This window comes from Shewanella yunxiaonensis, from assembly GCF_018223345.1.
Lineage (GTDB): Bacteria > Pseudomonadota > Gammaproteobacteria > Enterobacterales > Shewanellaceae > Shewanella > Shewanella yunxiaonensis.
The window spans coordinates 3,303,267-3,318,867 of sequence record NZ_CP073587.1 but is presented as its reverse complement, the minus strand read 5'-3'; the positions used below and the strand labels follow the sequence as shown (position 1 = coordinate 3,318,867).

Genomic DNA, 15,601 nt, shown 5'->3' with positions numbered 1-15,601 from the left:
CCATCAATAACACGCGTTCAGCATTTTTCCCTGCATCTCGGCATCGGGGCACTTAACTTGCGGAATTTTTCAATTGGCAGTAAAGCCCAAACTAAAATTATAGGATCCACAATGCTGATGGCTTTTCTGTCAGTTGCGACGATCTTTAGGCTTGACTTCGAACACAGAATCTCTAGTATACAGCCATATAGACGTCCAAACGTCCAGATAGATAAACTTGAGGAAGATTTTCGATGGCTTTTCACCACGCGCAGTACGCCAGCTCCTTGAACCAGAGCCTTGCCGAGCTTAATGGCGATATCAATGTTTCCTTTGAATTTTTTCCGCCTGCCACGCCGGAAATGGAAACCTTGTTGTGGAACTCCATTCAGCGCCTGCAACCGTTACAGCCTAAGTTTGTATCGGTCACCTACGGTGCAAACTCTGGGGTACGCGATCGCACCCATGGGGTCATCGAACGTATCCAGAAAGAAACCGATCTGGTGGCCGCGCCCCATCTGACATTGGTGGATGCCAGTGATGAAGAATTACTGCAATTAGCAAAGCACTACTGGAATAGCGGCATTCGCAATATAGTGGCGTTGCGTGGAGACTTGCCTGAAGGCAGCCCCAAGCCAACACGATTTGCTGCCGATCTGGTGCGGTTGCTGCGTAGCGTGGCAGACTTTGATATCTCGGTTGCTGCTTATCCGGAAGTACACCCAGAAGCGGCTAATGCTCAAGCCGATCTGGTCAACCTCAAGCGTAAGATTGACGCCGGTGCCAACCGCGCTATCACTCAGTTTTTCTTTGATATAGAAGCGTATCTGCGTTTTCGTGACCGCTGCGTGGCGGCCGGTATTGATGTCGAAATCGTGCCCGGGATTTTACCTGTCACCAACTTCAAGCAATTGAAGCGTTTTGCCGGTATGACCAACGTTAATCTGCCGGGATGGTTGCATCAGCAGTTTGAAGGGTTGGATGAAGATCCTTCTACTCGTTCCTTAGTCGGTGCCAGCGTTGCTATTGATATGGTAAAAGTGTTGTCTCGAGAAGGTGTCAAGGACTTCCATTTCTACACGCTGAACCGGGCTGAATTAACCTACGCCATCTGTCATATTCTGGGCGTGCGGCCAAAAGCCAGCGCCGCTGAATAGTTGATAATGTGCTACAAAAAAGCCTGCTGATGCAGGCTTTTTGCTGTTATTGACATCAGCTACAGGCGGAATTGCCCCAACAATTGTTGCAAACGACCAGATAGGGTGGCCAATTCCCCACTAGCTTCAGCAATCTGAGCTGAGCTGTCGCTGTTGTGGGCGACGGCATCATTGATATTGCTGACATTGCGGTTAATTTCCGCCGAGACGGCCACCTGTTGATTGGCTGCACTGGCGATCTGGATGTTCATTTGGGTAATGGTCGAAACGGCGGAGCGGATCTGTTCCAATGCTTTCCCGGCGTTATTGGCTTCCTGTACACAATGTGCGGTGGTTTGATTGCTCTTTTCCATCACGCTGACGGCAGAGCGAGCTCCTTGTTGCAACTGCTCGATGATGTGTTGAATTTCCGCCGTAGATGCCTGGGTACGGCTCGCCAGTGACCGTACTTCATCGGCCACTACCGCAAAGCCTCGGCCCTGTTCGCCGGCACGCGCGGCCTCAATGGCTGCATTCAGTGCCAACAGATTTGTCTGTTCAGCAATGTTACGGATCACTTCCAGCACGGTATCGATGGCCTGACTGTTTTGTGCCAATTTATCGATAGTATCAACAGCGTTATTGATTTCCTTTGCCAGACCATCAATCTGTTGCACCACCTGCTGCACGACCTGTTTACCGGCATCACTGGCGCTGTCTGCCTGTTCGGCGGCGGTGGCGGCATCGGTGGCATTATGTGCCACTTCCTGTACGGTTGCGGCCATTTCATTCATGGCAGTCGCGACCTGTTCGGTTTCTCGCTGCTGCTGGTCGGCACTGCGGCGGCTATTGCCGGTAATGCCAGACATCTCTTCTGCCGAGGTTGCCAGTGATTCAGTCACCTGTGCCACGCTTTGCATAGTCCCGTGAATTTTGCTGGCAAAGCGGTTAAACGCCTGTGCCAGTTCGGCAATTTCATCTTTGCTGTGGACTTTGATCCGTTGGGTCAGGTCGCCTTCACCTTCGGCGATATTGTTCATGGCTCGGGTCGCTTCGCCAATGGGGCCGGTAATACTGCGTGCGATAAGTACCGCTATCAGCGTGCCAATCAGTAATGCGAGCAGCCCAATGCCCGCCAACTTAAGATTGATATTCCATAATGCCTGTTCGGTATCACTGCGATCCATCCCGATCGCCAGTACCCCAATGGCTTTACCGGAAAAGTCCTGTATCTGATGCAGATAGATGGCATGGCTGATGCCGTTACTGGCTTCCTTGAAATTTTGTGCTTGTCCCTGCATCACTCGGGTGAGTAGCGCACTATTCTGAAACTGCGGTAACTCGAAGGTGCCGCCAAAACGTTTGAAGCCTTGATCCGTCGGGATCAGCAACGCGACTTCGGCCTGATAGTTCTGTTTAAATTCCTCAAAAAATGGCTGGCCGAATGACATGCCAAATTCGACTGAGCCAATGTGCTTACCCTGATAACTGACAGGGGCTAAGCCGCGGATGCCGAGGCCGGCAACACCTTTTTCCAGCCCCATGAGCGGCTGCTGGGTATTATTGGTTTGCACTACAGTTTCACGAAAAGAAGACAGATCATCGCCGAACTTTTCTGGTTTGTGCACGCGTAAAAACGAAATTGCAGGTGGGGTGTGAAATTGAAACTGCTGTACGGCAAAGTTCTGCTTTAATGGCTTGAATATCAACTGACTACGTTCGTTGAGTTGTTGTCGTTGGCCCGCAGCAAATTCCGCCTGCATTTCCGGCGTATGGGCAACCACAGTGGCAAGCGCTTCTGCCAATTTGCCCGCCCCCTGAATTTCTGCCACGGCTGTTTGATACAACTTCTGCAATTCACGTTGCTCTGATTGCGCGACCTGTGCTGTAAATTGGGACAACACCATTGGCATGATAAACGTCATTACCACCACCAACATCACGCATACCCCGAGAATAATGCGGGTTCCCACTTTAAGTTTGGAAAACACAACTAACCTCCGAATACCAATCCTTTGTCAGATAAGCGCCAATTATAGTTACCGCAAGTTTGCGCAAGTGTGTGAAACGAAAAGTTTTTAAGATGAACATATTAACCATTGTTGAATTTAAGCGGTGGATCACTCTTTCGGATTATTTCGTGACAGGGATTTACTTAGCCTGCTAAATAAATATAATGCTTCGCCTGCTAATTAATTAGAGATGCATGATGGATAAAAAGCTCGATCAGCTGCGCGAACTGTCACTGGCAGAGCATCTTGGCCGTAGCCACCGGTTATGGCGCATGGTGGCTGACACCGAACTGGTGCCGCTGGGGCTGACTCATCCTCGCTGGACCGCCTTGTGGAAGTTACGGCGTATGGGCGATGGTGTGAGTCAAAAAGCGCTGGCGGAGGCGCTGGAGATTGAACTGCCATCCTTGATGCGAACCTTGGCACAACTGGAGCAGCAGCAACTGATCTGCCGCTACTGTTGCAATCAGGATAAACGCGCGCGCATCGTCTGGCTGACCGACAGTGGGCGACAAATATTGAGCCAAATGGAAACGCTGATTGTGCAAGTCCGGCTGGATTTGCTCGATGGCATCAGCGAAGCCGAACTGGCGCAATTTGAACAGACCTTGCAACGCATCACCGCTAATGCCCAGCGAAAATTAGCTGCTAAAAAATAACAGATTCAGGAGAGTTTCCAGTTTTATGACGCCGGACCAAGAGTTTGCCCGCATGATTAAATTTTCCATGTTCGGGTTTGGCCTTACTTTCGCCTATTTCATGCTGGCGGATTTGAAAATTCCACTGACGCCACAGGCCATGGCGACGCATTTGGTGACCAAAGTAGCACCGCAGGTCGGGGGTAAAGTGGTTCAGGTGGCGGTGACGAATAACCAGCAGGTAAAAAAAGGCGACCTGTTGTTTGTGATTGATCCGCAACCCTATCAATTGGCGCTGGAACAAGCGCAACTGGCCGTCGAGCAGGCCAAACAAGACAACGCTGAACTGGATGCCTCGATAGCCGCGGCAACCGCGAGTGTGACTGCCAGTGACGTAGCGTTAGCCCAGGCACAGCGTGAAGCCAAACGTTTGGCCTCGCTGTTTAACGATCATAGCGTTTCGCGCCAGAGTCTGGAGCAGGCTGAAACCACCGTACGTACTGAGATGGCAACACTGGCATCAGCGAATGCTCAGTTGTCCAAACTTAAGGTCTCGCGTGGGTTGCCCGGTGAGCAGAATCTGAAATTACGTCAGGCACAGAACCAACTGGCGACGGCGACATTGAATCTGGCCTACACACGAGTCACTGCCGCAGAAGATGGCGTGGTGACCAACCTGCAATTGCAGCAGGGCAGTGTGGTCAGTAATGCCAACCCAGTGTTGGCGCTGGTGTCTCAACAGACCGATATCATTGCCGATTTTCGCGAAAAGACCCTCAAAGATATTCGCCCTGGCAGTGAAGCCTGGGTGGCATTTGATGGCGAACCCGGTCAATTATACAACGCTACTGTCAGCAGCATTGACGCGGGGGTCAGCGCTGGTCAGTTTGTTGCTGACGGCTCGCTAGCCACCCCTACCGAGTCAGATCGTTGGGTCCGCGACGCCCAGCGTTTACGCTTACATCTGGACTTGAGCCACAACGATAAACTGCGCCTGGCGGCAGGTGCGCGAGCCACGGTACAGCTGTTGCCGGAGCACGGGGTGCTGCGATTTCTGGCGCATCTGCAGATCAAATTCATCAGCTTGCTGCATTACATCTACTGAGGCTGACGATGTTGTTGCGTAATAAGCCATTGACCACCAATGACTTGCGTCAGTGTTTGCGGGTTGCGACCGGGGCCACTATCGGTTTTCTGATCTGTAAAGCGATGAATTGGAATTATGGGGTGTTCTATGTCGTCACTCCGATGCTGCTACTAGGGTTAGTGCCGACCATGAACGGTCATGCCGCCCGGCAATTGTTGGCGGCCGGCGTGCTATGTGGCCTGGAAGTCGGCATTATCGGTGGTCTGTTTGGCGGTCATATTGGACTGATGACACCATTGGTCTTTTTGCTGTTTTTGTATCGCTTTGCCTGTATGTCGAAAGGCAGTTTGTTTCTGTTTGGCGCCAATGGGGTCATCAACCTCAGCATTATGCTGCATTTTGCTAGTTATCCCGCTACTGACCTGAATGATTTAATCTGCAGTAACCTGATTGCCTGTGCCTTATCGGTATTAATTGCTTATCTGATGAAGGCAGTTTTCCCAGATGTCGAGCCGCGAGCCAGTCATGTGGCAGAACCGAAACAGCCACATCGAATGCGTCATGAAGCGCTGCTAGGTGCTAGTATGGCGACCATTTCATTCCTGGTGTTTCAGCTGTTTGATTTGAAGGACTCATTATCCGCCCAGGCGACGACTTTGCTGCTGCTATTTCCGATGCATTGGAACGGTGCGCTCGGTTATGCGAAAAAGCGGGCGATGGGCACCATTCTTGGGGTGTTCTACGGTTTGTCAGTGCAGTTACTGCTGTACGATTGGTCCGGATTATTGCTGCTGGTGGCGCCATTATTGTGGCTTGGCACTATGCTGTTTGCCCAGGCACATGTAAAAGAGGCCTCTGGTTCAGGGGTCGGTTTTGGTGCGATGACCACCTTGGGCATTTTATTCGGGCAGTATCTCGCCCCCGGCAATGACCTGGTTTTCAGCGCACTTTATCGTGTTAGCAGCATTATGGGGGCTATCGTCGGTACCTTATGCATCTGTTATATGATCCACCGATTACTGAATAGCTTTGAGTCCACCCGTTTTGGGTCTTAACACAACTCGCCAATGAAGCATAAAAAAGGAGCCTTGCAGCTCCTTTTTTATCAGTAGTAGCGGTAATTACTCTTTGCGTTCACGACGTTTCGGACGACGTTCGCCTTCAAAGCGTGGCTTGCTACGTTCGGTACGTGGACTGCGTTCACGATCCGCATGACCTTCATCTTCCTGCTTGCGGCTACGACGCGGTTTGCTCTGCTCTTTGCCACTATCGAGCTGTGTGCCAACTTCTTTGATATTGATTGGACGACCACAGACGCGCACTTTTTTCAGATGCATCAGAATATCTTTTGGCATCCCCGCAGGCAGATCTATCGTACTGATCTGATCCAGCAGCTGGATCTGACCAATATAACGGCTGTCAATATTTGCCTCGTTAGCAATGGCGCCCACGATGTTACCCACACCTACACCGTGATCACGGCCAACTTCCAGCATATAGCGGCACATCTTGATATCTGGATTGTCTTTCAGTTCTTCGGCGCTGCCAAGATCGCCAGGTGTGGCTCGGCTGCTTTGACGGCGACGGCTGCTGCGGTCATCACCGCTCTGGAATTTGCTGTCCTGCACATCGCGCTGACGCTCCTGCATGGCTGGCAGTTGCAGCGGACGTTCTTGCTGTACCTGATACAACAGTGCGGCAGCGAGAATATCCGTATCGACTTCCAGTTGCTGACACAGCTGTGCCACTGCACCTTTCATGAAGTCTAACTGTTGGCTATTGATGACTTCGGCAACTTGATCACCTAAACGCGACAGACGACGTTCTGCCACAGTTTCTGGGCTTGGCACTTTCATTGGCGAAATACGGCTGTTAGTGGCCTTTTCAATCATACGCAGCATGCGCATTTCACGACTGGTCACAAACAGGATTGCCATACCGCTGCGGCCGGCACGACCAGTACGACCAATACGGTGTACATAGGCTTCAGTATCGTAAGGAATATCGTAGTTGATCACATGGCCGATACGTTCTACGTCAAGACCGCGAGCGGCGACGTCAGTGGCGATCAGAATATCCAGCTTGCCATTCTTCAACTGGTCAACCGCACGTTCACGCGCCTGCTGGTTCATATCACCATGCAGCGGCGAACAGGCATAACCACGCGCATCCAGCTTTTCAGCCAGCTCAACACAGGAGTTACGGGTACGCACGAAGATAATAATGCCTTCGGTGTTTTCCACTTCCAGCACCCGCACTAGCGCTTCCAGCTTATTGTGCTGTGACACCTGAATAAAGCGCTGTTCAATAGAGTCAACCGTCGCATGACTAGCGGCGATACTGATATTGATTGGGCTTGCCAGATGCTTGTTGGCAACGCGCTTGATCTGTTCTGGCATGGTCGCTGAGAACAGGGCTAATTGGCGGTCATCTGGAGTCTGATCCAAGATCCATTCGATGTCATCGATGAAGCCCATTTTCAGCATTTCATCGGCTTCATCCAGCACCAGCGCCTTGATGGTGTCCAGTTTCAACGTGCCACGACGCATATGGTCCATCACACGACCCGGTGTACCGACTATTACCTGTGGCCCACGGCGCAGTGCTTGCAACTGCTGATGCATGCTCTGACCGCCATAAATAGGCAGTACATGGAACCCTTTGAGGTATTTGGCATAGCTGGTGAACGCTTCTGCGACCTGTACGGCCAGTTCCCGGGTTGGCGCCAATACCAGAATTTGCGGGGCATTGAATTTATGGTCAATGGCGTTAAGTAACGGTAAAGCAAAAGCGCCGGTTTTACCGGTCCCTGTCTGAGCCTGGCCCAGAATATCTTTACCCTCCATCAGCGGCACGATACTGGCGGCCTGGATAGGGGTTGGATGCTCGTAGCCCAGTTCGTTCAGGGCGCGCAGCAACTCCTCGGAAAGCCCGAGTTCACGGAAAGTCAGTTCACTGGATGACATTGAATTGTAGCCTTGTGGGTGCGTTGAAAACGCAAAAAAGAATTTTACAGCAGGAAAATCAACCCCGCGTTGACTTCCCATTTTAAAAGCGGCGGATTATAACGCTATGCGCAACAAATATCCAGCGCTGTTCGAAAAGTATAGTGTAATTTCGTCACAAGTCTGTAGAAAAATAATACTTGTTCCACGTTAACACTTTGCAATCTCGATGCCGCAATGCTGATAATCGCGGGACGCATGAACACCTTGTGATCAAAACAAAAGGCCCTAAATTTGGGCCCTTTGTGGTCTTCTTGCGAACTATTTCAGCAGTGCCTTGAGGAAGCGCGCGGTATGTGATTCCGCATGTTCGGCCACCTGTTCCGGGGTGCCGGCTACCAGAATGGTGCCGCCGCCTGAGCCGCCTTCTGGCCCTAAGTCAACAATCCAGTCAGCTGTTTTAATCACGTCCAGATTGTGCTCAATCACCACAATGGTATTGCCCTGGGCTTTCAGCTTATGCAGTACGTCCAGTAGCATCTGAATATCCGCAAAATGCAGGCCGGTGGTGGGTTCGTCCAGAATGTACAGGGTCTGGCCGGTGTCGCGTTTTGACAACTCTTTGGCTAACTTCACCCGCTGCGCTTCACCGCCCGACAAGGTGGTGGCACTTTGTCCAAGCTGCACATAAGACAATCCGACGTCCATCAGCGTTTGCAGTTTACGGGCAATGGCTGGCACGGCATCAAAGAAAGTACGGGCTTCCTCTACCGTCATATTCAGCACTTCGTGAATGCTTTTGCCCTTGTATTTCACTTCCAGCGTTTCGCGGTTGTAACGTTTGCCTTTACAGACGTCACAGGGCACATAAACATCTGGCAGAAAGTGCATCTCCACCTTAATTAAGCCGTCACCCTGACAGGCTTCACAGCGACCACCCTTCACGTTAAAGGAGAAACGACCCGGCTGATAACCGCGGGTCCGGGCTTCCTGCGTGCCGGAAAACAGCTCGCGGATGGGAGTGAAAATGCCAGTGTAAGTCGCCGGATTAGAACGCGGTGTCCGGCCAATCGGGCTCTGGTCGATATCCACGACTTTGTCGCAGAGTTCCATGCCTTCGACGCGATCATAAGGTGCCGGTTCGTTGACCGTGGCACCGTTCAGCATCTTATGGGCGATACGGAAAAAAGTATCGTTGATCAGCGTCGATTTCCCAGAACCAGACACCCCGGTGATGCAGGTCAGCAAGCCAATCGGGATCTCCAGATTAACATTTTTGAGGTTATTGCCACGGGCACCATACAGCTTGATCATTTTATTCGGGTCACACACGGTGCGCGGCCCAGGTACCGTAATAGTCTGCTTGCCTGAAAGGTATTGTCCGGTAAGTGACTGCTCACATTGCATGATAGTGCCGAGGTCACCAGCGCAGATCACTTCGCCGCCATGCACGCCGGCACCGGGACCGATGTCCACAATGTAATCGGCGCAGCGGATAGCATCTTCGTCGTGTTCTACCACAATCACAGTGTTACCGAGATCGCGCAGATGGGTCAGGGTGCTCAGCAGTCGCTCGTTATCGCGCTGATGTAAGCCAATAGACGGTTCATCCAGCACATACATTACGCCTACCAGACCGGCACCAATCTGACTGGCCAGTCGAATACGCTGCGCTTCACCGCCCGAAAGCGTGTCTGCAGAGCGTGACAGTGACAGATAGTTCAGGCCAACATTCACCAGAAAGCCCAGGCGGTCATGGATCTCTTTCAGCACTTTTTCGGCGATTTGAGCTTTCTGACCATCAAATTTCAGTTCGGCAAAGTAACGGCTGGCATGGCCGATAGACCAGTCGGTCAGTTGCGGCAGGCTGACATCACCAATAAACACATTGCGTGCTTCTTCACGCAAACGCGAGCCGCCACAGGTTTTACACGGACGGTTACTGATGTATTTTGCCAACTCTTCACGCACCGCATTGGATTCGGTCTCGCGGTAGCGGCGGTCCATGTTGTTGAGGATGCCTTCAAATGGATGGTTGCGTATCACCACATCGCCACGATCATTGATATAGCGGAAGGCAATTTTCTCGTCTCCGGAGCCATAAAGCACAATATCGCGGACTTTGTCGGTCAACTCGCAAAATGGGGTTTCCACTTTGAAATGATAGTGCTCTGCCAGAGAAGTCAGCATCTGGAAGTAATAAAAGTTACGTCGATCCCAGCCACGGATAGCGCCGCCGGCCAGCGACAGTTCATCGTTAGTGACGACCCGGTCCGGATCAAAAAATTGCTGTACGCCCAGACCATCACAGGTCGGACAGGCACCGGCGGGATTGTTGAAAGAGAACAGTCGCGGTTCCAGCTCCGCCATGGAGTAACCACACTGGCTACAGGCGAAGTTAGCCGAGAACAGCAGCGGCGCCGCATCGGTGTGATCCATGCTGACAACTGTGGCAATGCCGCCTGAGAGTTCCAGCGCGGTTTCAAAGGACTCGGCCAGCCGCTGTTGCAGATCGGCACGCACTTTGAAGCGGTCTACTACCACTTCGATGGTGTGTTTTATTTGCAGTTCCAGCTCTGGTGGATCGGAAAGATCACAGACTTCACCATCAATACGGGCGCGGATATAGCCCTGGGCCGCCAGATTCTGCAGCAGTTTGACGTGCTCACCTTTACGAGCTTGCACCACCGGCGCCAGCAGCATCATGCGTTCGCCTTCGGGCAACGCCAGCACCTGATCCACCATCTGACTCACCGTTTGTGCCGCCAGTGGCTCGCCATGGGTAGGACACCGTGGTTCGCCAACACGCGCATAAAGCAAGCGCAGGTAATCGTACACTTCGGTAATGGTACCGACGGTAGAGCGCGGGTTATGCGAGGTAGATTTCTGCTCAATGGAGATCGCCGGGCTCAGCCCTTCGATATGATCCACATCGGGCTTTTCCATCAGACTCAGGAACTGGCGCGCGTACGCTGACAGGGATTCCACATAACGGCGTTGGCCTTCTGCATAGAGCGTATCAAACGCCAGCGAGGACTTACCGGAGCCAGATAACCCAGTGATAACAATCAATTTATCCCGGGGAATCGTGAGATTGATATTTTTCAGGTTATGGGTGCGAGCACCGCGGATTTCTATCTTATCCATCTCTGAAATTGCTGATTGCTGACCGAAGAAAAAGACGATCAGTATCGCATAAATTACCGTCGACTCCTAGTGATTGTCAGCTTTTTAACCTGCGTGTAAAGCACCGTGCGATGACAATAAAACCCTGATGAATTAGGGGTTTTCTAGGTTGGTTCCGTAGTGTTAACGGAACCGCAAAGTGCTTGTCGCAGGTACGCCACGACTTTTTCGGCACGGCTCGACAACGGCCATTCCTGGCGGTGGATTAGCCACAGGGTATCAACCACAGCTACCGGCGTTTCTACTACCTTGATGGCCGGTTGTTTGGCGAATGATATTCGCGCGAAGTGCGGTAACACAGTGAATCCTAAGCCTCTGGCCACCGGTTCTAGTAGCAGGCTGACCTGATTGCTGAAGCCGGTGATGGGTAAACTGCTAATACCAGGATTGCCCGGAAAGCAGCGACTTAACAGCCGAGTCGCCATTGCCCTGCCATCAGGATGGTCGATAAAACCCAGCTGCATTAAATCCTGCCAGCTATCCACCGTTTTGTCGGCAGGGATAACCAGTTCCAATGGTTCTTCGGTAAAACGGCTGGCGCTGAGGCGCGGATCATCCGGTTTGGTACTGGTTAAACCCAGCTCGTATTTATTACTGAGCACCACTTCCAGTACTTCAGGATCGGGCGCAAAGCGGTGACGGAGCACCAGTCCGGCATGTTGCTGTTGTAACTCTAACAGTAACGGATACAAACGCAGACCGATGCTGCCGGGGGAGACAATGCCAACGTCGCCGCAGGTGGCTTCCGCTTCGGTTAAACGCATTTGCAGACGGTTTTCAGCGTTCTCTACTTCTCGTTGATATTGCAGCAGTGCCACCCCAGCTGGGGTCAGCGCCATCTCGCGGCCACGGCGTGCCAGTAAGTGGCCGAATTGCTGTTCTAACAGTCGCATTTGCTGGCTGACCGCTGCCTGCGTAATTCCGAGCCGTTCGGCGGTGCGGGTGAAGTTTTTCATTTCACTCAGTACCGTAAAAGTTTGCAGCCACTGCGGATTAATCATAAGTAAAAATTATCAAAACCATAATTACATGTTGGTTCAAATTATAGTTGCAACTACTTAGACTGTGGCAATCATATTGTTCATATTGCACGAGTTGATGAGGTAATTATGACCGCAATTTTTACGCCTTATACCCTTAAAGGGGTGACACTGCGCAACCGCATTGCTGTGCCGCCTATGTGTCAGTACAGCGCTGTCAACGGTTACACCACTGACTGGCACGAAGCACATTACGCATCGATTGCCCGTGGTGGCGCTGGACTGGTCATTGTTGAAGCCACCGGCGTGTCGCCTGAAGGCCGCATTACCCCAGCCTGTACTGGTTTATGGGAAGATGGCCAGATCCAGGGCATGGCGCGTGTTGCCAGGGCCATTAAAGCCGGCGGTGCCGTGCCCGGTATTCAGATAGGTCATGCTGGCCGTAAAGCCAGCGCCAATCGTCCATGGGAAGGTGATGACCATATCCCATCTGATCAGCCCAACGGCTGGGATACCATTGCTCCGTCAGCCATCGCTTTTGGCGGCGGCTTGCCCAAGGTGCCGAAGGCGATGACTGTTGCCGATATTCAACGGGTACAAGCGGACTTTGTCGCCGCGGCCCAGCGAGCATTAGCGGCCGGTTTTGAATGGCTGGAACTGCATTTTGCCCACGGCTATCTGGCACAAAGCTTTTTCTCCCGTGCAGCCAATCAACGCACCGATGCCTACGGGGGGAATTTTGCTGGTCGTAGTCGCTTCCTGCTGGAAACTCTACAAGCGGTGCGCCAAGTCTGGCCTGAGCATCTGCCGTTGACGGCGCGTTTTGGCGTGATCGAGTTTGATGGTCATGACGAAGAAACCTTGGCGGAATCTATTGAGTTGGTGCGTCAGTTCAAACATGCGGGTTTGGATATGCTGAACGTCAGCATGGGCTTCTCAACTCAGAATGCCAAAGTCCCTTGGGCGTCGGGTTTTATGGTCCCGATTGCTGCCAAGGTCGGACGTGAAGCCGAACTGCCGGTCGCCACTAGCTGGTGTATTGATGATCCGCGCACCGCTGAAAAAGCGATCGCTGATAAGCAGATTGAACTGGCGATGATCGGGCGTGCCCATCTTGCCAATCCGCATTATCCGATGCAGATTGCCCAAGCCCTGGGGATCGAAAAACCAGCGTCAGTATTGCCGGATCAATACGCTTACTGGTTGTCACGTTACCGTGGTCCAGGCACTGGTTCGGCACAATAAGTTGTCACCAACACCCGCTACTTAGCGGGTGTTTTGTTTATAACCCAGCGCTTTTGCTCATAAAATCAGCCTAGTACTGCGACTTTGCTGTCATTGGTAACATTAACGCAATTTAATCCCACTATGTTTTTGATATGTCGCTAATTTATCTTCAGTCTTTGAATGATGATCCCACGCAGGGGGATTTCCCTTTGGGTGAAAAAAAGGCTTCGTGTTAAACTGCGTTTCCTTAAATAAAACTGAACTCAGGGCAACAACTACATGGCCAATGCTGGACTTTCCGGAACTGAGAAAAGAGTCGCCTTCTCCCTAGCCGGCGTATTTGGATTACGCATGCTGGGCTTATTTATGATCATGCCGGTGTTCGCGTTATACGGACAACATCTGCAAGGATTTTCTCCACTATGGGTAGGTATCGCCATTGGTGCCTACGGTCTGACCCAGGCACTGTTGCAGATCCCAATGGGGATTCTGTCCGATAAAATCGGCCGCAAGCCGGTGATCCTCGGTGGCCTGGTATTATTCGCTATCGGTAGCGTGGTGGCGGCAATGTCTACCAGCATCTATGGCGTTGTCGCTGGTCGTGCGATACAAGGCATGGGCGCGATTGCCGCCGCGGTGCTGGCACTGGCTGCTGATCTGACTCGCGACGAACAGCGCACCAAAGTCATGGCAATCATCGGCATGTGTATCGGTGGTTCCTTTGCTGTGGCCTTGTTGGTGGGGCCGGTAGTGGCACAACATCTGGGACTTAGCGGTTTATTCGCGCTTACTGGTGTGCTGGCGATTGTCGGCATGGTGATCATGCAGCTATTAGTGCCCAATCCGGTGCGGCATGCGCCTGCCGGAGACACGCTGGCGCAAACCGGCAAGCTGCTGCAAATGCTTAAAGATCCGCAGTTGTTCCGTCTTGATGCTGGTATCTTCTTGTTGCACCTAGTGCTGACCGCCGTGTTTGTGGCGCTGCCACTGGATCTGGTTGATGCCGGACTGGTGAAAGAGAAACACTGGATGCTGTATTTCCCGGCATTTGTCGGTTCCTTTATGTTAATGGTGCCGATGATCATCGTTGGCGTGAAACGGCAAAATACCAAACAGATGTTCCAGATTGCCTTGGTGATCATGGTCATCGCCTTGTGCCTGATGGCTTCACTGCCGCACAGTCTGGTCGCCTTGAGCATTGCCATTATCGGATTCTTTACCGGCTTCAACTATCTGGAAGCGTCGTTACCAAGCTTGATCTCCAAGTTCTGCCCAATGGGCGCTAAAGGCTCGGCCATGGGCGTCTATTCTACCAGCCAGTTTTTAGGGGCTTTCTGTGGTGGTCTGTTCGGCGGCGGGGCTTATCAGCTGTTGGGATCTACTGGCGTATTTATCGTCGCCGTGGTGCTGATGTTGGTGTGGCTTGGCCTTACCTTTGGCATGAAAAATCCAAAAATCCTCAAGAGTTACACGTTGGAAGCCGCGGTACAGGGCCGTGAACAGGCACAACAGATGGCCGCCAAGCTGTCACAATTGGAAGGTGTAGCCGAAGCTATTGTCGTGCTTGAGGAAAAGGTTGCCTACCTCAAAGTGAACGATCAATTCGATTTAACGGCGGCGCGAGCTGTGCTAGGCTCTTCCAATTAAGCTCAACGTAAAGATTAAGAATCGCAGGAGATTTTCATGGCCAGTCGTGGTGTTAATAAGGTAATTCTGGTGGGCAATCTGGGGCAGGACCCAGAGGTGCGCTATATGCCAAACGGCAATGCTGTGGCAAATATCACCGTCGCGACCAGTGATACCTGGAAGGATCAGCAGGGACAACAGCAGGAACGCACCGAGTGGCACCGTGTGGTAATTTTCGGCAAGCTGGCTGAAGTGGCAGGTGAATATCTGCGCAAAGGTTCTCAGGTTTATCTGGAAGGCCGTTTGCAGACCCGTAAGTGGAAAGATCAGAGTGGTCAGGAGCGTTATACCACTGAGATCGTGGTCGATATGCAAGGCAGCATGCAGATGCTCGGTGGTCGCCCACAGAATCAGGGTGGCGCACCAATGCAGGGTGGCAACATGGGCGGTGGTAATTTTGGTGCACCTCAGGGTGGCAACCAGTACGCTGCACCACAACAGCAACCACAGCAGCAATATGCACCGCAGCAGGCTGCGCCAGCTTATCAGCCACAGCAAAATAGTGGTTATGCGCCTAATAAGCCGCAGTCACAGCAGCGCCCAGCGCCGCAGCCGCAGCAGAAACCACAACAGCAACCGCAGCAGCCACAACAGAACTACACTCCAGATCTGGATGATGGCTGGGATGATGATATCCCGTTCTGAAATAAGGGGATTGTCACCTTTCAGGGTTGATGGGAAAGTCACTGCAATGCAGTGACTTTTTTATTGGGTTAAACAAAATT

General features: G+C 52.1%; 11 protein-coding genes. 7 read left to right on the top strand and 4 right to left on the bottom strand.

What is annotated here, in order from left to right; all coding sequences use genetic code 11:
* Positions 1 to 233: 233 nt before the first annotated feature.
* Complete coding sequence (metF, locus tag KDN34_RS15120) at positions 234 to 1,136, top strand: methylenetetrahydrofolate reductase (protein ID WP_212594533.1); 903 nt, start codon at positions 234 to 236, stop codon at positions 1,134 to 1,136.
* 59 nt (positions 1,137 to 1,195) lie between these two features.
* Here metF and KDN34_RS15115 read toward each other — a convergent pair whose 3' ends face one another.
* A complete protein-coding gene (locus KDN34_RS15115; RefSeq protein ID WP_456114991.1) occupies positions 1,196 to 3,106 on the bottom strand; it encodes a methyl-accepting chemotaxis protein in 1,911 nt (636 codons plus the stop codon).
* A 218-nt stretch (positions 3,107 to 3,324) separates the two neighbouring features.
* Here KDN34_RS15115 and slyA point away from each other — a divergent pair, with 218 nt between their 5' ends.
* Genes slyA through KDN34_RS15100 form a run of 3 tightly spaced genes read left to right on the top strand, consistent with a single transcriptional unit; the run spans position 3,325 to position 5,907 of the window.
* Positions 3,325 to 3,786 (top strand): transcriptional regulator SlyA, encoded by a 462-nt coding sequence (gene slyA / locus KDN34_RS15110; protein ID WP_212596681.1) that lies wholly within the window; start codon positions 3,325 to 3,327, stop codon positions 3,784 to 3,786.
* 25 nt (positions 3,787 to 3,811) lie between these two features.
* The gene (locus KDN34_RS15105) at positions 3,812 to 4,870 is read left to right on the top strand and encodes an HlyD family secretion protein (protein ID WP_212594532.1); all 1,059 of its coding nucleotides are present in this window, start codon (positions 3,812 to 3,814) and stop codon (positions 4,868 to 4,870) included.
* A gap of 8 nt (positions 4,871 to 4,878) precedes the next feature.
* Positions 4,879 to 5,907 carry a DUF2955 domain-containing protein gene (locus KDN34_RS15100; RefSeq protein WP_212594531.1) on the top strand — a complete coding sequence of 343 codons (1,029 nt, stop codon included), beginning with the start codon at positions 4,879 to 4,881 and terminating at the stop codon, positions 5,905 to 5,907.
* A gap of 66 nt (positions 5,908 to 5,973) precedes the next feature.
* Here KDN34_RS15100 and KDN34_RS15095 read toward each other — a convergent pair whose 3' ends face one another.
* The 3 genes from KDN34_RS15095 to KDN34_RS15085 form a co-directional block, all read right to left on the bottom strand.
* On the bottom strand, positions 5,974 to 7,818 hold the full coding sequence (locus tag KDN34_RS15095) for a DEAD/DEAH box helicase (protein WP_212594530.1): 1,845 nt from the start codon (positions 7,816 to 7,818) through the stop codon (positions 5,974 to 5,976).
* A 300-nt stretch (positions 7,819 to 8,118) separates the two neighbouring features.
* Entirely contained in the window at positions 8,119 to 10,944 is a 2,826-nt protein-coding gene (gene uvrA / locus KDN34_RS15090; protein WP_212594529.1) for an excinuclease ABC subunit UvrA, read from the bottom strand.
* 143 nt (positions 10,945 to 11,087) lie between these two features.
* Positions 11,088 to 11,984 (bottom strand): LysR family transcriptional regulator, encoded by an 897-nt coding sequence (locus KDN34_RS15085; protein ID WP_212594528.1) that lies wholly within the window; start codon positions 11,982 to 11,984, stop codon positions 11,088 to 11,090.
* Positions 11,985 to 12,092: 108 nt separating this feature from the next.
* On the opposite strand from KDN34_RS15085, the gene KDN34_RS15080 reads away from it, so the two are divergent.
* The 3 genes from KDN34_RS15080 (at position 12,093) to ssb (ending at position 15,521) form a co-directional block, all read left to right on the top strand.
* Positions 12,093 to 13,208: an NADH:flavin oxidoreductase/NADH oxidase gene (locus KDN34_RS15080; protein ID WP_212594527.1), complete on the top strand. Its 1,116-nt coding sequence runs from the start codon at positions 12,093 to 12,095 to the stop codon at positions 13,206 to 13,208.
* 261 nt (positions 13,209 to 13,469) lie between these two features.
* A complete protein-coding gene (locus tag KDN34_RS15075) occupies positions 13,470 to 14,837 on the top strand; it encodes an MFS transporter (RefSeq protein WP_212594526.1) in 1,368 nt (455 codons plus the stop codon).
* A 36-nt stretch (positions 14,838 to 14,873) separates the two neighbouring features.
* Positions 14,874 to 15,521 (top strand): single-stranded DNA-binding protein, encoded by a 648-nt coding sequence (gene ssb, locus KDN34_RS15070; protein WP_212594525.1) that lies wholly within the window; start codon positions 14,874 to 14,876, stop codon positions 15,519 to 15,521.
* Positions 15,522 to 15,601: the final 80 nt, after the last annotated feature.

What these genes read in the sequence shown, in the direction of transcription:
- ssb (WP_212594525.1), top strand. Translation starts at nt 14,874, where the DNA reads ATGGCCAGTCGTGGTGTTAATAAGGTAATTCTGGTGGGCAATCTGGGG.
- KDN34_RS15105 (WP_212594532.1), top strand. Translation starts at nt 3,812, where the DNA reads ATGACGCCGGACCAAGAGTTTGCCCGCATGATTAAATTTTCCATGTTC.
- KDN34_RS15085 (WP_212594528.1), bottom strand. Translation starts at nt 11,984, where the DNA reads ATGATTAATCCGCAGTGGCTGCAAACTTTTACGGTACTGAGTGAAATG.
- KDN34_RS15080 (WP_212594527.1), top strand. Translation starts at nt 12,093, where the DNA reads ATGACCGCAATTTTTACGCCTTATACCCTTAAAGGGGTGACACTGCGC.
- KDN34_RS15075 (WP_212594526.1), top strand. Translation starts at nt 13,470, where the DNA reads ATGGCCAATGCTGGACTTTCCGGAACTGAGAAAAGAGTCGCCTTCTCC.
- KDN34_RS15095 (WP_212594530.1), bottom strand. Translation starts at nt 7,818, where the DNA reads ATGTCATCCAGTGAACTGACTTTCCGTGAACTCGGGCTTTCCGAGGAG.
- metF (WP_212594533.1), top strand. Translation starts at nt 234, where the DNA reads ATGGCTTTTCACCACGCGCAGTACGCCAGCTCCTTGAACCAGAGCCTT.
- uvrA (WP_212594529.1), bottom strand. Translation starts at nt 10,944, where the DNA reads ATGGATAAGATAGAAATCCGCGGTGCTCGCACCCATAACCTGAAAAAT.
- KDN34_RS15100 (WP_212594531.1), top strand. Translation starts at nt 4,879, where the DNA reads ATGTTGTTGCGTAATAAGCCATTGACCACCAATGACTTGCGTCAGTGT.
- slyA (WP_212596681.1), top strand. Translation starts at nt 3,325, where the DNA reads ATGGATAAAAAGCTCGATCAGCTGCGCGAACTGTCACTGGCAGAGCAT.